Here is a 17,861-nt window from a genome sequence, read left to right as displayed (position 1 = left end):
TTGGATTAAGACTGATTTCTTATATAATCACCGCTTTTGCCGCCTGTTTTTTCAAACAGGTATGTTTCACCGATGATCATGCCTTTATCGACAGCTTTACACATGTCATATACGGTAAGAGCGGTAGCGGAAGCGGCAGTTAAGGCTTCCATTTCAACGCCGGTGCTGCCCTCTGTTTTGACTTTTACTTCAATAAGTAAGCGATATTGTTCATCTGTAATATGCCAGTCAAAGGAAATATCGACACCTTTTAGAAGCAGCGGATGGCACATCGGAATAATATCAGAAGTACGTTTTGCTGCCATAATACCAGCGATTTGTGCAACGGCTAAAACATCGCCTTTTCCGATTTCGTTATGAGTGATTTTATCATAAATTTCTTTCGTCAAGGTGATGCTTGAACGAGCAATAGCTGTTCGCACAGTAATTTTCTTATCGCTAATATCGACCATTTTGGCGCGACCTTGTTCGTTAAAATGAGTAAATGAAGACATGAAATTCCTCCTTGAAGTAATTGCTATTATGATTAGCATTGTACAATAAAAATTGTAATGAAGATGTGATATTTTGCAAATGTGGGGTGAAAATGATGCTAGAAAAACGAATACCAATTGCAGTTAGCGATGCAGTCGGACGCGTGATGAAGTATATAAAACATGGAGAAATTGAGCGAGTACCGCTTACAGAAAGTTATGGACGAATTCTTGGTGAAGATGTAGTTGCAGATCATGATGTGCCTCATTTCGACCGATCTCCATACGATGGTTTTGCGATTCGGGCAGAAGATACGAAGAAAGCAAGTCATGAATATCCAGCCCAATTTGAAGTTGTTGGAGAAATTGGTGCCGGTTCTGTTTTTACGGAGGAAGTGAAGGCATTTCAAGCGGTGCGGATTATGACCGGTGCAGCGATTCCATCTGGTTGTGATGCGGTTGTCATGCTTGAGCTGACAGAAGGATTTCAAAAAGACGAAAAGACATATATGAAATTGAAGCGTCCGTTTCAGTCAGGCGATAATATTTCACGTAAGGGTGAAGATGTAAGGAAGCATCATGTGCTTGTTGAAAAAGGAACGATGATTAATCCGGGAGTGGCAGCGCTTCTTGCAACGTTTGGCTATAGTGAAGTAGCTGTCATAAAGCGTCCGGTTGTTGGAATTGTGACGACAGGAAGTGAATTGTTAGAAGTTCATGAGCCGCTTGAACCAGGAAAAATTCGCAACAGTAACTCATATATGATCGCTGCGCAAATTATGCGAGCAGGCGGAACGGTTCGGTATTATGGACAATTCGCAGATGACTTTGATACTTGTTATGAGATGGTAAAGAAGACGATGGAAGAAGTTGATCTTCTCATTACGACAGGCGGTGTGTCAGTTGGTGATTATGACTACTTGCCAGCTATTTATGAAAAACTTGGAGCGAACGTACTGTTCAATAAAGTAGCGATGCGCCCGGGAAGTGTAACGACAGTAGCGGAAGTAAATGGAAAATTATTGTTTGGATTATCAGGGAATCCATCTGCTTGCTATGTTGGCTTTGAATTGTTTGTACGTCCGGTTGTTCGAACATTTCTACATATGAAAGAGCCGCATATGTACCGCGGCGATGCCATTTTAATGAAGGGGTTCTCGAAAGCCAATCCATTTACACGCTTTGTTAGAGGGAAAGTAGAAATTACAAACGGAAGGCTGCAAGCAGTGCCAGTCGGACTTGATAAATCAAGTGCTATTTCTTCACTCGCTGATGCGAATGCGTTTATCGTCCTGCCAGGTGGTACGCGCGGTTTTGAAGAAGGGATGACTGTTACGGTCCTTTTATTAGAAGCAGAGCAAGGAAGTGAGTGGCCATGGCAAGAGCCGTTCCAGTCTTACAAATTGTAGGATATCAAAATAGCGGGAAGACGACATTGGCAGAGAAACTGATTGGAGCTTTGACGAATGAAGGTGTGCGAGTAGGAACGATTAAGCATCATGGACATGGAGGATATCCAGAGCTGCCGCTGCAAAAAGATAGCGAACGTCATCGCCAAGCTGGAGCGATCGTCAGTGCAGTAGAAGGAGACGGGGTATTGTCTTTATCTGCTATGCGCCACTGGTCTTTAGAAGAAATCATTCGTTTGTATACATGCTTTGAAGCGGAAGTCATAATCGTTGAAGGATATAAAAAAGAACGATACCCGAAAGTCGTTTTACTTCGGTCAGAGGAAGATGCTTCTTTATTAGAGAGTGTAGAAAATGTGATTGCCGTTATTACATGGAATGAGGCTCTAAAAACAGGGCAAGAGAACTATCAAGTTTTTCATATAACGGAAGAGGAAACGTATATAAATTGGTTCGTACAAAGAATGAGGGATGCAAAATGACAAAGACGTATTTTGAAGTAGTGGATACACCAATTTCCATTGAAGAAGTAGCACAGAAAGTCATTCGCCGTGAATGCGGCGCTGTGACGACATTCATTGGTACAGTGCGCGAGTTTACGAAAGGACGCCGTACGCTTTACTTAGAATATGCTGCGTATCGTTCGATGGCTGAAAAGATGCTTGCTAAAATTGGTGAAGAAACGAAAGAAAAGTGGCCAGGAACATATGTAGCAATTTCGCATCGCATCGGTACATTGCAAATTTCTGATATTGCGGTAGTTGTTGCTGTATCAACGCCGCACCGAAAAGCTGCATACGAGGCAAATGAGTACATTATGGAACGCATTAAACAAATTGTTCCCATTTGGAAGAAAGAATTTTGGGAAGACGGTGAGAAATGGATTGGCGATCAATTAGAGCAAACGTCGTATCCAAACGGAGAACCAGGAAAGGGGAATGCGGAATGATTACAGTATTATTATTTGCCCATTTACAAGAAGAAGCTGGGGCACACCAATTACAAATTGATGTACAAAATCTTGCGGTAGCAGAATTGAAGGAGCTTGTAACGAAAGACTACAATGTTTCCCTTTCACAGCACACAATGGTAGCAATTAATGAAGAATATGCAAATGAAGATGATATCATCCAAGATGGTGATGTTGTCGCATTGATTCCACCAGTAAGCGGCGGGTGATTCTTTCCTGCCTAATCACGATAAAGTGAAACTTCCATCAGTGGGAGCTTTATCCCCCACTGATGGTTAGTTGAACCAATCGGGCTTTTACGGGCAGTTATCCTTCACCTATCTTCTTCGCTTCTCTCAATCTTGAGGTGGAGGATTATTGCCCGCGAATAGCGGGATAAAGCGTGATTAGGCAGGAGGGAAGCAATAGAAAATGTGAAATATTGAACAAAATAGGGGGAGAGACTGATGAAAAATCCGAATTTTCAGTTAGGATTACAAACTTCAAATCTTATACTTGGCTTTATGGTATGGGTAATTTTATCTTCTTTAATGCCATTTATTAAAGCAGACATTGCGTTAACAGCAGGACAGATTTCTCTTGTCACGGCAGTACCAGTGATTTTAGGCTCTATTCTTCGCATTCCAATTGGTTACTGGACCAATCGTTACGGAGCAAGAAAATTATTCTTTATTAGTTTTATTATTCTATTATTCCCGGTCTTTTATATTAGTATGGCAACATCGATGCTAGATTTAATTATTGGCGGTTTATTTGCTGGGGTTGGCGGAGCTGTATTCTCTGTAGGGGTAACATCTCTTCTGAAATACTATCCGAAAGAAAAGCATGGCTTTGTAAACGGAATATACGGAATAGGAAATATAGGAACAGCGGTAACATCCTTTCTCGCACCAGTACTTGCAACTTCATTTGGCTGGAGAACAACGGTACAAATGTACTTAATCTTACTCGCTGCATTTGCCTTAGCAAACTTCCTGTTAGGAGATCGTAACGAGAAAAAGGTAAATACATCATTAACGGAACAAATTAAAGGTGTATATAAAAATGAAAAACTTTGGTTCTTATGTATTTTCTATTTCTTAACGTTTGGTTCGTTCGTCGCATTTACAGTTTATTTACCAAACTTCCTTGTATCTCACTTTGGCTTAGCGAAAGTAGATGCTGGATTACGTACAGCTGGTTTTATCGCTTTAGCAACAATCATGCGTCCAATTGGGGGTTGGCTCGGCGACAAATTTAATCCATTTAAAATTTTAATCTTTGTCTTTACCGGTTTAACATTAGCAGGAATTATTTTATCATTCATGCCAAAGATGAATGTATACACATTCGGTTGTTTATTAGTTGCTTTTTGCGCTGGTACTGGAAATGGAACAATCTTTAAACTTGTACCAATGTATTTCTCCAAGCAAGCTGGTATTGTAAATGGTCTTGTATCAGCACTTGGCGGACTTGGCGGTTTCTTCCCGCCATTAATCTTAACACTATTATTCCAACTAACAGGCCATTATGCAATTGGGTTTATGGCGTTATCAGAAGTAGCACTTGCTTGTTTAGTTATTACTGTTTGGATGTATAGTCAAGATAAGTTAGTTGCGATGTTACAGCGTAGATAGTAGAAGAGGGTGTCTCCAAGTTACGATTTTGGAGATGCCTTTTTTAATTTTTTAGGAGAGATTGTTCATGGAAGGCTCTCACCAATCGGGCTCTCCTTTCCAAAAAGCAGCAGGATACATGTGAGAGGAATTATCTCGATAGTATAAGCATACTAGTTTATAGAGTTTATCTTTATGCATAAGGGGAATGAAGAGAATGGATAGAATGAACAGGGTGGGAAAAAATGACTTTGTTTCTGGTTTTGTGCCACATCATAACCATGGGTCAGTGGATTATACATCTGTTGTGGGAGGTCATGTCCATCAGTGTCTAGATGTAACATCCCCGCCAATTAAGACACAAGAAGGAGGGCACATACATTATACAGAAGGATATGTTTTGTTCGAAGATGGACATACGCACTATTACAAGGCGTACTCAGGACCAGCAATTCCAGTTGGAAATGGGATGCATGTTCATTATTACGATTTTTATACGACGGAAAATAATGGGCATAAACACCAGGTTAAGGGAGTGGATCAGCCCGCCCCAGGTGATAAATAAAGTTAATACGAAAACCCCTCTTGCTGTTAAATGGTAGCTTTTTTATCTTGTTTTTGTTTTTAATAATTAAAACGCAAGCGCCTAATAGCAGCTTCAGGACAGAAGAAATCACTTTGGAGTCGTCTGTTTGGTAAATAAATTAGAATTATTATTTATGTTGTGATGAATAGAAAAAAATAAGAATATTTTTATAGCCAGACTGAACTTTTATTGCTGGTACTTTTATATATATCTATTCGTAAGAATAGAACTAGCATAGTATTTACTGGAGGGATTGAAAATGGATAGGAATCAAGCCTCATTACATCCTGATACGGGTGTTACATCTGGAGTGTTTGTTGAACGATCATTAAATGAAATTCGTTTTTGGTCTAGAATCATGAAAGAGCATTCTTTATTTCTTCGATTGGGGTTTAGATGTGAGGATACTCAACTAATCCAAGAGGCTAATCAATTTTACCGATTGTTTGAACATATCGAACAAATTGCACATTCCTATACAAATCAAGCAGATCCTGAGCAAATAAAAAGATTTAATTCAGAAGTACAACAGGCTGCAACTAATATTTTCGGATTTAAACGAAAAATTCTAGGATTAATTCTCACATGTAAATTGCCAGGGCAAAATAATTTTCCACTGTTAGTTGATCATACAAGTAGGGAAGCTAATTATTTTAGAAATCGTTTAATTGAATTAAATGAAGGTAAATTGAATGCTCTTCCTGATGCTATTATTAAAGAAAATGTTTTCTTTTTAAGGATTATGGCAGACCATGCTAAATTTATTGGTCATCTTCTTGATCCATCAGAAAGAAAGCTTGTAGATATGGCCCGGAATTTCAGTAATGATTTTGATGAATTGATGTATCAAGCAATTGACTTAGAATCTATGAAACCACAATCTCAAACAGTTCCTCTTTTAGATCAATTTCTGGATCAAAATCGTGTGTCAGTCACATCTCTTCGGGACTTTAAGAAAACGGCACGTGATTTAATTGAACAATGTAAAATAAAGAGTATCATTCACCCACTATTAGCAGACCATGTTTTCCGTGAAGCTGATAGATTCCTTGAAATAATTGATATGTTTGATGCTCATCTTACAAGCGCTAAATCACAATCTAGAATGTAATTAATCCTTTACTAGCGGATCATGTTTTAAGAAAAGCGAATCAGTTCCTCTTTATGATTAACGTTTTAGAACAGCGATTAAAACAAAAACAAATGGAACAATCTAGACAGTAACAACATAGCTGGAATCTCTAGTTTTAATATGGATATTGAATCATACTCTACAAACCTTTATTATGAATATATTGGATGTTATGTATTATTTTAGGTCTTTTTGTTTTTTGACATATCAATCGCATGATCTGCGCTGGCTTTTATCCCGCATTAACGGGCAGTAATACTCCCGCCTCAAAATTCAGCGAAAACAAAGAAGTTAGGCGGGAGATAAACTGCCCGTAAAAGCCCGATTGGTTTAACTAATAATCAGTGGGGGATGAAGAAAACCCCCACTAATTAAAGTTTCACTTTATGTCAATTGTATATACATAGTAAAGGTGGATTTACATGTTCTTTCAGAAATATAAAGGTTCAATTCTTGCGATAGTTGGTGCTGTTATTTACATGATCACAACACTTTATTTTAAAGATTTAGAGTATGTATATAGAGTGTGTATCAAAATATTAGCAGGAATCATGATAATTATTGGAGGCATTATGATTGAGGAGTCAAATCGCTTCTATAAAAAGCAGAGAGATAACAATGTATGACGCATGATAGTTTGGAATGATACATGCAAGGGAGAGTGCCTGCCGAGTATAAACTTGGGGGCGCTTTGTTTTTATAAGATAAAAAGAAATCAAATGTATCCTTATAAAAGGATTTAATCTGATTTCTTTTTTATTTCTATTATTATTCTTCTCGCTGTGCCTTTCTTCGTAAGAACCAAGCTCCAAGGAGTGCAAGAGCTCCAGCGATTCCAGTTGTTTCAACAGCAGAACCTGTTTCTGGAAGTGATTGGGATTTCGTTGAGTTGTTAACTTGACCTGTTCCATTTGTGTTACTGTTATTAGAATTGTTATTGCCACTGTTAGAATTTCCATTGTTATTGTTATTAGAATTGTTATTGCCACTGTTGGAATTTCCGCTATTATTGTTATTTCCATTTCCATTGTTTGTATTATCTGTTTGTGAGAATACTAGTTTTGTTGCTTCACTTTCTAACCATTTATCAGTCTTTTTGTATCGAATGAGGGCCTTTTTGCCTTCTTCAGCTGAAAGGTATCCATTAATCACGAAGTCATTCCATGTTTTCCCTTCATCAAGAGAGTATTCCATATGTTGAGATACACCTAAAATCTTCTTGCTTTTCATATCAGCAAGGACAACTGGTGCATCTGGACGATCACTGTGAGTTGAGAATTGATAATCAAAATGATAGCCAAAAGCCTTTTGCTCATTATTAGGCTTAAAATCTTGCTGTAACAATTCAAGATGCTTTTTCGCAAATGGTCCATTTTTTAAATTGAATTTATTTTCTTCAATATTCAAATAAATAAGATTGGATGTGTTTAAGTTAGGTAAATCAGTCAGTGCATTGTTATTTAATTGGACATTGTGAAGCATTACGTTTGGATTGAACTGTATAGAAGAAAGTGCATTGTGTTCTGCAAGGAGATTTTGCAATGCAACTTGATTTTCTAAGTTCAAATTTGTTAGGTTGTTGTTAGATACATCGAGTGTTTCTAGTTTCGATTCTTTTGGTAAACGTAATTCTTTTATACCATTATGTACAGCTGACAAAGCAATTAGTTTCGTTTGGTTAGATACATCTAATACAGCAATTTGATTGTTTTCTAAACCCAATGATTGTAAATCTTTATTTTCAGGTAATGAAAGGGCATTGATTCCTAAGTTGCCTATAGCTAAGTGCTTCAGTTTCTTATTGTTTGATAGATCAATAGAAAGAGACGATTTAGGTAATGCCGTGTTTACTTTATTATTTGCATACAAATTGAGATCTTCTAAATTTGGTAATAAGTGAAATCCTTGTAAGGAAGTGAATGTCCCCTCATTCGCAATGGAAAGCTCTGTTACTTGCTGTAATTCTTCTTCTGTTACTTTATCATCAGGTTTTTTTCCAAGCTCACTAGCAATTGCACTGGCAATTGTTGCGTCAGGGAATATTTCTGAAATTGTTTGTTTTACTGGTGCTTGTTGGTTTGCGTCCTCTTTTAATTTTTCTTCTTTTGTAGGTGCCGTTTGCTGAGGTGTTGGTTTATTCTCTTGAGAAGGTGGAGCGGCTGTTTTGCTTTGTTCTTGTACAGGTTTCGTTTGTTCGGTTGGCTTTTGTTCCTGTACAGGTTTTGGTTGTTCGGACTTGGATTCTTGCTTTTGCGCAGTTTCAGAAGCATTCGTTTGTTTTGATTCAAGTTCCTTCTGATTTACATTTTCTTTTTTTCTTCTGAAGTGACAGTCTTCGTTTCGTTCGTTTGAGCAAACGTACTCATAGGTTGCAGTAATAAGGTTGTAGCTGCGACTGCTGGTAAAGCGTATTTTTTCTTCACTAGAAACCACCTCTAAATTTTGAATTTTTTAAAAACGCCATAAGAAATTTATACCAAAAATTACAAAAATAATCAATATATTTAAATTTTTTGTAGATTTTTCTGTATATGTAGCGAAATTTTACTCTATACCAACCCTAATTGTGGTTCCTAGTTTTAGATGTATATTACTAAGTGTGGATATCACTTTGAAAAGACAGGGTACTTATAGATTAGAAAAAGCAATGTGAGTGTATTCCACATTGCTTTTTCTAATCATCATTTGAAGTAGTTATTCATAGCGGTGATATTATTTTCTCCCAAAACAAACAAGCGTTTCAAATATTTCATCTGTAATGCGGCTGTTTGAAAGAATACCGCGGTCTGGGGCATTGTTAAACTTCAAGTAAGTCCAATGTTCCGCGGCACGTCTCTCTTTTTTTACAGCATATCCCCTTAATTTTCATTCATAAAATAAAAAATCCTTAATACAATAAACCAATCCGTTCTTTTTCGAAAGGAGGGGTGGAAGATGAGCCGTACAATTAAAATTGATATTACAGACAAGGTAGTGGCGAAGTTTAAGACAGATTATTTGGAATTATACTCTAATAAATTTATGATTGGTAAATTTTATGTCTATACTGAAGAGAAGCAGTATGTATTAGAAGATGGCTATTTATATGAAGATGGTAAGTTTTATCGCATCATTGATACGCGCCGAGATAACAGTCCAGCAGTAGAAGGTTGTGACTTAGGATGGTGTTAATGTGATTCGCGTGAAGATATTTGATGAAAGTCATGAAAAGGACTTAGAAGAGGCTATCAATGTCTTTTTGAAGAAAATGGATGAAGAACAAATTGTAGATATTAAGTACCAAGTATCGGTTTCGAACAATGATGAAGAGAGTCAGATTTATTGTTTTTCTGCGATGATTATATATCGGTCTTAAATACAAAAAAGACGACGCGAAGTCGTCTTTTTTGTATTTTTCCCGCATTAACGGGTGGGGAAACACGTGGAAGTTTCACTTTATCGGCGGAAATCCCTCATATATCGGCGCTTTTTCAAATATATCGACCATTTTAGGCGATATAAAGATTCCTCGACATGATATAAAGATTCTTCGACGAAACTCGATACGATGGACAAAAGGTACATTTATAACGGTGTTACAGTTTCAAGTTCATGAGGAATTGGCACTTCATTTTTTGTAGCTGAGTGGCACATTCCTAAATGAAGGTGTCTGCCCCCAAATGGATCGATATAAAAGCCATTTTCGAAAACTTTGTCTGTTACACTTCTTTCATAATGAATTTCAGAACAACTGATGCAGTAGTACATTTCACCCATCTCCTTTATTTTTTGTAAGTTTGAATTAAGTTTCTTATGTGAGCAGTGTATGATGAAATGTTGAGAGAAGTGCTTGTCACATGAAAAAAGTGTTGAGAATTTCTCAACACTTTTTCTATAGTGAGGTACGTTTTTGCTGCGATGTAACTGTTTCCTGTTGTTTGGCTTGTAAGAATACCCATGAAATAACTAAACTGATAACAGCTAATATAAATGTGCCGCTAAAGATAATATGAACACTAGAGGCAAGTACTTCTTGCGAACGCGCTGCAGTACTTCCATGTTCTGAAGTTACTAAGTTTACATTTCCGTCTCCTGCGCTGTGGATTACTGTATTGAAAATCGTTCCAAATACTGCTGCTCCTAGCGTTTGACTAAATGTATTAATAAATGTATTTAACCCGACTGCTGTTCCTCGTTTATTTGCAGGGACAGAAGCTTGAATTGTGACCATAAAGATTGGTGTCATCAGTCCCATTCCCATGCCGAACATCCCCATTGCAATGTAAATAAGAGATGGGTGCGAATGAGTAGATAGCATAAATAATAAGAACGATGAAGCGGATAAAATGCTGCCGCCAAGTAAAATAATTTGTTTTGTTTGTAAACGGCCAACTAAGTTACCAGACAGCATCGCACCAACTGTCCAAAATACAGGAATTGGCATCAGAATCATACCAGCTTCCGTTGCATTTTTTCCTAATACCCCCTGGGTCCAAATCGGAAGGTACATTGTAATACTAATAATCGCCGCACCAGCAATTAACGTTAATACGTTCACAATAGATACAGTTCGGTTAGAGAACAGATCTAACGGAATTAATGGTTCTGGTGATTTTTTTTCTACAAGTAAGAAAAGAATAAATGCGAAAACGGCAAATACCAGTAGGCCGATAATTGTGATATCGCCCCAGTTTTGATGCTGACTTCCTGTTAGTAGCGCATAAAGTAAGGCAATCGTACTAAGTGAGAAGATAACAGCACCTGGATAATCGATATGATGTTTTGCTGGTTTGATGGATTCTTTATAGGAAATCGCAATCATCACACAAGCAAAGATTCCAAATGGAATGTTTAAGAAAAAGATATAACGCCAAGAGAGTGAATCGACTAAAAACCCGCCAACCAACGGCCCAACAACACCAGATACACCCCAAACAGCGCTCAGCCAACCTTGCGCTTTTGCTCTATCTTTTGCTTCGCTATATAAATCGCCGATAATTGTCATTGTAATTGGCATAACAGCACCAGCTCCTACTCCTTGTAGGGCGCGGAACAGAATTAATTGCTCCATTGATGTTGCAATTCCGCATAATGTAGAGCCGATTAAAAAGATAATAGCTCCAATTAATAGTACTTTTTTTCGTCCAAATAAGTCTGCTAGCTTCCCGTAAATCGGTGTTGTTACTGCGGTTGCTAACATATAAATTGCATACACCCAGCTTACAAGTCCTACCCCTGAGAGCTCGCTTGTAATACGAGGCACTGCTGTGCTAACAATCGTTCCTTCAACAGCGGAGAGAAACGTCATTAACATTAAAGATATCATTACTTTTTTTCTCATCTGTTTTCCCCTTTTGCTTTTTTACACTTACAAATGAAAAGGAGACTAGTAAGTAGGCTCCTTTTTTTACTACTATATGGTAGCATTTTGACCGGCAGTCATTCCAGCAATTCGGCCTGTAACGAGTGCTGATGTAATATTATACCCGCCTGTATAGCCATGAATATCAAGAATCTCTCCGCAGAAATATAAGCCGTTCATGAGCTTTGATGACATTTCTTTCGGATTAATTTCTTTCACCGACACACCGCCGCCTGTTACGAATGCCTTTTCAAGAGGCTGCGTTCCATTTACGGTAAAGGTAAATCCTTTGAAGTCTGCAGCAAGAGCGCGAATTTTTTCGTGAGAAATTTGTCCGCATTGCTGGCTGCCGTCAATTTCATTTTTCTCTAATAGGAATAAGAAATAACGCTCAGGTACATAGCCCTTTAGTACATTTTTGATTGCTTTTTTCGGCTCTTCTTTTATTTGCTTCATCATGCGCTGGAAGAGTTGTTCGCTATGTTCCTCTGGCAATGCATCAATGCTCATTGTTACTTTGTTTATTTTGAATTTTTTCATCGTTTTCAGGGCGAACTGACTACAGCGCAGAGCAGCTGGTCCAGACACACCGAAGTGGGTAAAGAGCATATCCATTTTATGAGAGATAACCGCTTTTCCTTTTGGATTTAATACGCTTAGTTCTACATCACGAAGTGCTATGCCTTGTAATGTACGATCACGAATAAATGGTTCATTAGAAAGGAGTGGTACTTCCGTTGGGAATAGTTCTGTAATCGTATGCCCTGCTTTTTCGGCCCAAGCATAGCCATCCCCAGTAGAGCCTGTATGCGGCACTGATTTCCCGCCAACCGCAATCACAACATGGTTCGTTTCAAATACTTCACCATTTTGCAGGACAACCGCTTTCGTTTGTCCATTTTCATACTCTACAGTTTTAACAGGAAGATTTGTACGAATCGTAACGCGCAGTTCTTTTAAACGTGTTAGCAGTGCGTCTACAACGGACTGCGATTTGTTTGATACAGGAAACATGCGGCCATGGTCTTCTTCTTTTAATTTTACGCCAAGCTTTTCGAAGAACTGAATAATATCTTCATTATTAAAAATAGAAAAGGCGCTATATAAGAAACGACCATTTCCAGGAATATGTTTCACAATTTCATCGAGCGGAAGACGGTTTGTTACGTTGCAGCGTCCGCCGCCAGAAATAGCAAGCTTTCTTCCTAGTTTGTCACCTTTATCAAGAAGCAAGACGCGTGCACCTTCTTCAGCAGCACCGATCGCTGCCATTAATCCAGAAGGACCTCCTCCGATGACAATTACATCATAATGCATATAAATCGACCTCATTTTCTTAGTTTGCTGCATTCAAGAATATCACGTTTTCATAGAAAAGAAAAATGAAGGGATATACTGTTAAGAAGAGAAAGTATGGTACAATACAAAGGTTGAAGTTCAGCGTTTGGAATAGTAGAGGAGGATTTTTTATGTCCGATTCAAAATTTTTACGCGGAACGCTTATTGTGACGCTTGGGACGTTTCTAGTAAAGTTCCTCGGCATGATTTATGTTTTTCCGTTTCATGCGTTAGTTGGCACAGAAGGCGGGACGTTATATAACTATGGATATAATCCATATACAATCTTTTTAAGTATTGCAACGGCAGGGGTACCGCTTGCAGTTGCGAAGTTTGTTTCGAAATATAATGCGCTTGGAGATTATAAGACGAGCCGAAGAATGTTTCGCTCCGGTATGGTTATGATGATCATAAGCGGAATACTTTCCTTTTTAGTTTTGTATATGACAGCGCCGTTATTTGCTGAGGCAATGCTAGGGAAGAAGAATTTATATGACAGCTTAGAAGATGTAACAATGATTATTCGTCTCGTTAGTTTTGCGCTTCTTGTTGTACCAGCGGCGAGTTTAATTCGTGGTTATTTTCAAGGGTTCCAATCAATGGGGCCAACGACCGTTTCACAAATTATTGAACAAATTATTCGTATTGTATTTTTACTTGTAGGTAGTTTTATCGTTATAAAAGTAATAAAAGGTTCGGTCGCAACAGCAGTTGGCGTGGCGACATTTGCAGCGTTTGTTTCCGCTGTTGGAGCATTGGCTGTACTCATTTGGTATTGGATGAAACGAAAGCATTATTTAAATCAATACATAATCAACCAAACCGTACCCGAATCAACAGTTCGAACATTTGACCTATATAAAGAACTGTTTGCTTATGCGATTCCTTATGTTGTGATTGGGTTAACGATTCCGCTTTATCAGCAAATTGACATGTTAACGTTTAATGCAATTATGCAAGCAATTGGACAAGGAGATATTGCAGAACGTGCCCTCGGTATTTTTACAGTGTGGACACATAAGCTAATTATGATCCCAGTATCGCTTGCAACAGCGTACAGTTTAACGCTCGTACCAGCGATTACAAAATCGTTTACAGAGGGACAGTCCTGTTATTTGAAACAGCAAATTACACAAACGTTTCAAGTGAATATGTTTTTAACATTACCAGCTGTCATTGGAATTTCCACTTTAGCGTATCCAATTTATACAGCATTTTATGAAGTTGATCCGCTTGGCGGAAAAGTATTAATGTGGTATGCTCCAGTCGCGTTATTATTTGCATTATTCACAGTAACAGCAGCTATTTTGCAAGGAATTAACCAGCAAAAGCATGCAATCGTTGCACTTGTCATGGGAGTTATTTTAAAATTCTTATGTAACGTGGTGTTCATTCGTTATTTTGGAACAATTGGTGCAGTCGTAGCAACAGGTGTAGGATTCGCTGTATCCATTTGGTATACAAATAAACAAATTCGAAAATATACAAACTTTTCATTTGCACTTGTGTATAAACGAACGTTTCAAATTGCAGTATTAACGGCAGCGATGGTCATTGTTGTTAAAATATTGTTATGGATTCTTTCCTTTATGCTTCCATATGAGACAAGTCGATTTGCAGCATTAGTTGCAGTTTTCATTTGTGCAATGGGAGGAGCAGCTGTGTATGGATATTTAGCATTCCGTACCGGCGTAATAGAGCGAGTATTTGGCGGTGAATTTTTAAAGAAGATTCAGCGTAAACTTGGTGGTAGATTGAAGATAAAAACGAAAGGGGCGTAAATGGTGCGCCTCTCTTTTTCTAATTATATAAAGCAGGTGAAACGATGAGATTAGATAAGTTATTAGCAAACATGGGTTATGGTAGTCGTAAAGAAGTGAAAAAATTATTAAAAGACGGCGTTGTAAAAATAGATGGCGTATCAGTGAAAGATGCGAAATATCATGTGAATGTTGAGGAACAAGAGGTTACGATTCACGGTGAAGTAGTGGAGTATAAAGAGTTTGTATACTTAATGATGCATAAACCTCAAGGTGTCATTTCTGCAACAGAAGATGACAATCATGAAACGATTATTGACTTATTAGAAATGGAAGATGCAATTTTTGATCCGTTCCCAGTTGGAAGACTCGATATTGATACAGAAGGTTTTCTTTTATTAACGAATGACGGAAAGTTAGCGCATCAACTTCTTTCTCCGAAAAAGCACGTGCCCAAAAAATATTTTGCGAGAGTAGCTGGGAAAGTGACAGAAGAAGATGTTGCTGCGTTCAAAAAAGGCGTTATTTTAGATGATGGATATGAAACAAAGCCAGGTGAGCTGACAATTCTACAAAGCGATGACGTATCTGAAATTGAACTTGTTATTACAGAAGGTAAGTTTCATCAAGTAAAGCGCATGTTTGAAGCGGTTGGAAAAAAGGTTGTGTACTTAAAGCGCACAGAGATGGGGCCTTTAGTATTAGATGAGGAACTAGAGCTTGGACAATATCGTGAATTAACAGACGAAGAAGTAGAGATGCTAAAGTCTTATCATACTCAAGCAGAGGGCTTAAATAATTAATTTCATCTATGATGCTGTGAGCGATTCCAGTAATGAAAAAGAACCCCCATTCTTCTATTAAGGATGGGGGTATGTATATAATAAATCAAGTTATACTCATCACGAGGTCATTCTCACTTTCTTTCCTGTTGTTGTCCACTTACCACGGCAAGGGCTATACACGAGTTCATTAAATTGCAACACATTCAGATCGCGCTGTATCGTTCGCGGTGTGATCCCGAACTCATCTACAAGGTCTTGCGTCGTTACGGTGCCTTTCTCATTAATGTACATATAGATTGATTTAATGCGTGTTAGCATACGAGTAGTTGTAGGTTTTATCAAAAAACCACTCCTCTACAAGTTTTTTGACCCATTCAGGAAAGAAGGTCTTTATTTCCATTGTACTCCAGATGAAAAAAAACATGCTCTAACTTGCTCAATTTTTACGAAATTTTAACATATTCCCGAAAGAAGTCTCCATATTCAAGCGCGTGAAGCGATAAGGAGGAATTTCGGTTGGGTATAGCATAAAGTAATTCTTGGCAAATACACGCATGTTTTGCCCATCCATATGAGGATGTAGTTTCCCTTCGCCAATGTTTGTAGGTGTTAGCAACTTCTTAAATAAGAAGGCATGTGGTTGACCGTTCCTTCCCAATCAGAACTGTTACAGAGCCATCATAGAGCCAAGAACTAGGGAATCATTCTTGGGTATGCAACCTACGAACGGGGTCCACGAAAGACCGAGGCTAGACAACCAGGGCTTTTTTCAAGCCCCCACTTCAAAACGTGTTAGCGTTTAAGTGGTGGGTAGTTGACTATGTGATAGAGTTTGTAGAAAGAAAGTTGTTGATATTTTGTTTCTCTTTATCAACTATCTTATAAATTTCTACGTAAAACGTCAAATTCCTGCAAAAAAAATTATAAAAATAAGAAAAAACTAACTTTAATTATCTGAAATATTAAAATTGTTCGTTATTAAATTTGAGCTTGCTAGCATAAAAAGAGATCGTTTGCTATGATGAAAAAGAGAATAGAGAAGAGGGTGAAAGTATGGAAAATATAAATTGGATGCAAGAAGTAGAGAAACGAAAAGATAATCTGATTCACGATGTACAGCAATTTTTGCAAATTAAAAGTGTATGGGAAGAAGAGACGGCAAAAGAAGGTGCACCGTTTGGAGAAGGTGTAGCAAAAGCATTATCTTTTATGTTAGATAAGGGAGAGGCTGACGGATTTCTTTCGAAAAATTTAGAGGGATATGCAGGGCATTTAGAAATGGGACAAGGAGAAGAAATTGTTGGTATTTTATGTCACGTCGATGTGGTACCAGAAGGAGACGGCTGGACAACACCGGCATATAGCGCTGATATTCGTGATGGTAAAATCTTTGCACGTGGTGCAATTGATGATAAAGGTCCAACAATGGCAGCTTACTACGCAATGAAAATTGTAAAAGAACTAGAATTGCCGCTTTCTAAACGCGTTCGTATGATTTTAGGAACGGATGAAGAAAGTAATTGGAAATGCGTAGACCATTACTTTAAACACGAAGAAATGCCGACGATGGGCTTTGCTCCAGATGCAGATTTTCCAATTATTAATGCGGAAAAAGGAATTTGCGATTTATATGTAGTCCAAAATAAAAAAGAACATGCAACAGGAGAACATATATTAGTATCCTTCTCATCCGGACGCCGATTAAATATGGTTCCTGATTTTGCAGAGGCTACCCTAACGAGCGAAAAAGCAGCGGAACTTGCAAGTCAGTATGAACAATATATACAAGAAGCAAAGAAAAACGGGAAAGCAATTGTGGAAGGAAATACAGTTACACTGCAAGTAGAAGGTATTTCGGCACACGGTTCTACACCGGAACAAGGAGAAAATGCAGGTTTAACGCTTGTGAACTTCTTAACAACAATCTCTTTAGATGAGCAAGGCGGTGCATTTGCTAGCTTAGCTGCGGAAACATTTACAAATGATACGCTTGGAGAAAAAGCTGGCATTGCGTATGCAGATGAGATTACAGGCCCGTTAACAGTAAACGTTGGTCTTCTTTCCTATACAACAGAAGAAGGCGGCAAACTTGGATTAAACATTCGTTATCCAGTCACAACAAACTTAGAAGGAACATTGCAAACATTAACAAATTATGTGAGTGCAAAAGACTTTGCTATCACAAATGTATCAGACTCTCGTCCGCATCACGTCGATAAAGATCATGTGTTAATTCGTACACTTCAGCGTGTATACGAAGAACAAACAGGAGAAAAAGCAGAGTTATTAGCAATTGGCGGCGGTACATATGCACGTTCATTGAAAGCTGGTGTTGCGTTCGGTCCGCTATTCCCAGGAAAAGAAGAATTAGCGCATCAAAAAGATGAGTATATTGAAATTGAAGATTTACTTAAAGCAACAGCGATTTATGCGCATGCGATTTATGAATTAGCGAAATAGAAAGCATAAACC

The 17,861-nt window shown here is 38.0% G+C and carries 19 protein-coding genes and 1 pseudogene; 14 read left to right on the top strand and 6 right to left on the bottom strand.

Annotated elements, in window-relative coordinates:
- Positions 1 to 5: 5 nt before the first annotated feature.
- On the bottom strand, positions 6 to 494 hold the full coding sequence (gene moaC / locus MR076_RS03635; protein ID WP_242217712.1) for a cyclic pyranopterin monophosphate synthase MoaC: 489 nt from the start codon (positions 492 to 494) through the stop codon (positions 6 to 8).
- A 95-nt stretch (positions 495 to 589) separates the two neighbouring features.
- On the opposite strand from moaC, the gene MR076_RS03630 reads away from it, so the two are divergent.
- The 9 genes and pseudogenes from MR076_RS03630 (at position 590) to MR076_RS03595 (ending at position 6,791) form a co-directional block, all read left to right on the top strand.
- Complete coding sequence (locus MR076_RS03630) at positions 590 to 1,882, top strand: molybdopterin molybdotransferase MoeA (protein WP_242217710.1); 1,293 nt, start codon at positions 590 to 592, stop codon at positions 1,880 to 1,882.
- Positions 1,849 to 2,364 (top strand): molybdopterin-guanine dinucleotide biosynthesis protein B, encoded by a 516-nt coding sequence (mobB, locus tag MR076_RS03625; protein WP_242217703.1) that lies wholly within the window; start codon positions 1,849 to 1,851, stop codon positions 2,362 to 2,364. Before MR076_RS03630 ends, mobB begins: the two co-directional genes overlap by 34 nt.
- Complete coding sequence (locus tag MR076_RS03620) at positions 2,361 to 2,831, top strand: molybdenum cofactor biosynthesis protein MoaE (RefSeq protein WP_242217700.1); 471 nt, start codon at positions 2,361 to 2,363, stop codon at positions 2,829 to 2,831. Before mobB ends, MR076_RS03620 begins: the two co-directional genes overlap by 4 nt.
- Complete coding sequence (gene moaD, locus MR076_RS03615) at positions 2,828 to 3,061, top strand: molybdopterin converting factor subunit 1 (RefSeq protein WP_230573612.1); 234 nt, start codon at positions 2,828 to 2,830, stop codon at positions 3,059 to 3,061. Before MR076_RS03620 ends, moaD begins: the two co-directional genes overlap by 4 nt.
- Before the next feature lie 237 nt (positions 3,062 to 3,298).
- Positions 3,299 to 4,468 (top strand): nitrate/nitrite transporter, encoded by a 1,170-nt coding sequence (locus MR076_RS03610; RefSeq protein ID WP_242217698.1) that lies wholly within the window; start codon positions 3,299 to 3,301, stop codon positions 4,466 to 4,468.
- Between the two features lie 205 nt (positions 4,469 to 4,673).
- Positions 4,674 to 5,012 carry a YmaF family protein gene (locus MR076_RS03605; RefSeq protein WP_242218118.1) on the top strand — a complete coding sequence of 113 codons (339 nt, stop codon included), beginning with the start codon at positions 4,674 to 4,676 and terminating at the stop codon, positions 5,010 to 5,012.
- 280 nt (positions 5,013 to 5,292) lie between these two features.
- Complete coding sequence (locus MR076_RS03600; RefSeq protein ID WP_242217696.1) at positions 5,293 to 6,144, top strand: DUF2935 domain-containing protein; 852 nt, start codon at positions 5,293 to 5,295, stop codon at positions 6,142 to 6,144.
- Positions 6,138 to 6,257, top strand: a pseudogene (locus MR076_RS26965) (DUF2935 domain-containing protein); the annotation flags it as partial. The gene MR076_RS03600 and the pseudogene MR076_RS26965, both read left to right, overlap by 7 nt.
- 330 nt (positions 6,258 to 6,587) lie before the next feature.
- The gene (locus MR076_RS03595) at positions 6,588 to 6,791 is read left to right on the top strand and encodes a hypothetical protein (RefSeq protein ID WP_242217693.1); all 204 of its coding nucleotides are present in this window, start codon (positions 6,588 to 6,590) and stop codon (positions 6,789 to 6,791) included.
- A 142-nt stretch (positions 6,792 to 6,933) separates the two neighbouring features.
- Here MR076_RS03595 and MR076_RS03590 read toward each other — a convergent pair whose 3' ends face one another.
- Complete coding sequence (locus MR076_RS03590; RefSeq protein WP_242217691.1) at positions 6,934 to 8,598, bottom strand: LPXTG cell wall anchor domain-containing protein; 1,665 nt, start codon at positions 8,596 to 8,598, stop codon at positions 6,934 to 6,936.
- A gap of 501 nt (positions 8,599 to 9,099) precedes the next feature.
- On the opposite strand from MR076_RS03590, the gene MR076_RS03585 reads away from it, so the two are divergent.
- Both MR076_RS03585 and MR076_RS03580 read left to right on the top strand, forming a co-directional pair.
- Complete coding sequence (locus MR076_RS03585) at positions 9,100 to 9,336, top strand: DUF2553 family protein (protein WP_090918724.1); 237 nt, start codon at positions 9,100 to 9,102, stop codon at positions 9,334 to 9,336.
- Position 9,337: 1 nt separating this feature from the next.
- Entirely contained in the window at positions 9,338 to 9,520 is a 183-nt protein-coding gene (locus tag MR076_RS03580) for a sporulation protein Cse60 (protein ID WP_242217690.1), read from the top strand.
- 209 nt (positions 9,521 to 9,729) lie between these two features.
- On the opposite strand, the gene MR076_RS03575 is transcribed toward MR076_RS03580, so the two are convergent.
- From MR076_RS03575 to MR076_RS03565, 3 genes are all read right to left on the bottom strand, one after another.
- Positions 9,730 to 9,912: a DUF3973 domain-containing protein gene (locus MR076_RS03575; RefSeq protein WP_396021645.1), complete on the bottom strand. Its 183-nt coding sequence runs from the start codon at positions 9,910 to 9,912 to the stop codon at positions 9,730 to 9,732.
- Positions 9,913 to 10,036: 124 nt separating this feature from the next.
- A complete protein-coding gene (locus MR076_RS03570; RefSeq protein WP_242217683.1) occupies positions 10,037 to 11,485 on the bottom strand; it encodes an MDR family MFS transporter in 1,449 nt (482 codons plus the stop codon).
- Between the two features lie 72 nt (positions 11,486 to 11,557).
- The gene (locus MR076_RS03565; protein ID WP_242217677.1) at positions 11,558 to 12,823 is read right to left on the bottom strand and encodes a BaiN/RdsA family NAD(P)/FAD-dependent oxidoreductase; all 1,266 of its coding nucleotides are present in this window, start codon (positions 12,821 to 12,823) and stop codon (positions 11,558 to 11,560) included.
- A 152-nt stretch (positions 12,824 to 12,975) separates the two neighbouring features.
- Here MR076_RS03565 and MR076_RS03560 point away from each other — a divergent pair, with 152 nt between their 5' ends.
- Complete coding sequence (locus MR076_RS03560) at positions 12,976 to 14,625, top strand: putative polysaccharide biosynthesis protein (protein WP_242217676.1); 1,650 nt, start codon at positions 12,976 to 12,978, stop codon at positions 14,623 to 14,625.
- Positions 14,626 to 14,669: 44 nt separating this feature from the next.
- The gene (locus MR076_RS03555) at positions 14,670 to 15,407 is read left to right on the top strand and encodes a pseudouridine synthase (RefSeq protein ID WP_242217673.1); all 738 of its coding nucleotides are present in this window, start codon (positions 14,670 to 14,672) and stop codon (positions 15,405 to 15,407) included.
- A 99-nt stretch (positions 15,408 to 15,506) separates the two neighbouring features.
- On the opposite strand, the gene MR076_RS03550 is transcribed toward MR076_RS03555, so the two are convergent.
- Positions 15,507 to 15,728 (bottom strand): DeoR family transcriptional regulator, encoded by a 222-nt coding sequence (locus tag MR076_RS03550; protein WP_035436379.1) that lies wholly within the window; start codon positions 15,726 to 15,728, stop codon positions 15,507 to 15,509.
- Between the two features lie 714 nt (positions 15,729 to 16,442).
- Between MR076_RS03550 and pepV the strand changes: the two genes are divergently transcribed.
- Positions 16,443 to 17,849, top strand: a complete 1,407-nt coding sequence (pepV, locus tag MR076_RS03545) for a dipeptidase PepV (RefSeq protein WP_242217671.1) — start codon at positions 16,443 to 16,445, stop codon at positions 17,847 to 17,849.
- Positions 17,850 to 17,861 lie beyond the last annotated feature (12 nt).

Origin of the sequence: Bacillus cereus group sp. BfR-BA-01380 (assembly GCF_022663535.1) — a bacterium.
Taxonomy (GTDB): Bacteria; Bacillota; Bacilli; order Bacillales; family Bacillaceae_G; genus Bacillus_A; species Bacillus_A cereus_BB.
Note: the sequence above shows the minus strand (reverse complement) of the source record. Positions and strands in the feature narration are given on the sequence as shown.

What these genes read in the sequence shown, in the direction of transcription:
- moaC (WP_242217712.1), bottom strand. Translation starts at nt 494, where the DNA reads ATGTCTTCATTTACTCATTTTAACGAACAAGGTCGCGCCAAAATGGTC.
- MR076_RS03630 (WP_242217710.1), top strand. Translation starts at nt 590, where the DNA reads ATGCTAGAAAAACGAATACCAATTGCAGTTAGCGATGCAGTCGGACGC.
- mobB (WP_242217703.1), top strand. Translation starts at nt 1,849, where the DNA reads ATGGCAAGAGCCGTTCCAGTCTTACAAATTGTAGGATATCAAAATAGC.
- MR076_RS03620 (WP_242217700.1), top strand. Translation starts at nt 2,361, where the DNA reads ATGACAAAGACGTATTTTGAAGTAGTGGATACACCAATTTCCATTGAA.
- moaD (WP_230573612.1), top strand. Translation starts at nt 2,828, where the DNA reads ATGATTACAGTATTATTATTTGCCCATTTACAAGAAGAAGCTGGGGCA.
- MR076_RS03610 (WP_242217698.1), top strand. Translation starts at nt 3,299, where the DNA reads ATGAAAAATCCGAATTTTCAGTTAGGATTACAAACTTCAAATCTTATA.
- MR076_RS03605 (WP_242218118.1), top strand. Translation starts at nt 4,674, where the DNA reads ATGAACAGGGTGGGAAAAAATGACTTTGTTTCTGGTTTTGTGCCACAT.
- MR076_RS03600 (WP_242217696.1), top strand. Translation starts at nt 5,293, where the DNA reads ATGGATAGGAATCAAGCCTCATTACATCCTGATACGGGTGTTACATCT.
- MR076_RS03595 (WP_242217693.1), top strand. Translation starts at nt 6,588, where the DNA reads ATGTTCTTTCAGAAATATAAAGGTTCAATTCTTGCGATAGTTGGTGCT.
- MR076_RS03585 (WP_090918724.1), top strand. Translation starts at nt 9,100, where the DNA reads ATGAGCCGTACAATTAAAATTGATATTACAGACAAGGTAGTGGCGAAG.
- MR076_RS03575 (WP_396021645.1), bottom strand. Translation starts at nt 9,912, where the DNA reads ATGTACTACTGCATCAGTTGTTCTGAAATTCATTATGAAAGAAGTGTA.
- MR076_RS03570 (WP_242217683.1), bottom strand. Translation starts at nt 11,485, where the DNA reads ATGAGAAAAAAAGTAATGATATCTTTAATGTTAATGACGTTTCTCTCC.
- MR076_RS03565 (WP_242217677.1), bottom strand. Translation starts at nt 12,823, where the DNA reads ATGCATTATGATGTAATTGTCATCGGAGGAGGTCCTTCTGGATTAATG.
- MR076_RS03560 (WP_242217676.1), top strand. Translation starts at nt 12,976, where the DNA reads ATGTCCGATTCAAAATTTTTACGCGGAACGCTTATTGTGACGCTTGGG.
- MR076_RS03555 (WP_242217673.1), top strand. Translation starts at nt 14,670, where the DNA reads ATGAGATTAGATAAGTTATTAGCAAACATGGGTTATGGTAGTCGTAAA.
- pepV (WP_242217671.1), top strand. Translation starts at nt 16,443, where the DNA reads ATGGAAAATATAAATTGGATGCAAGAAGTAGAGAAACGAAAAGATAAT.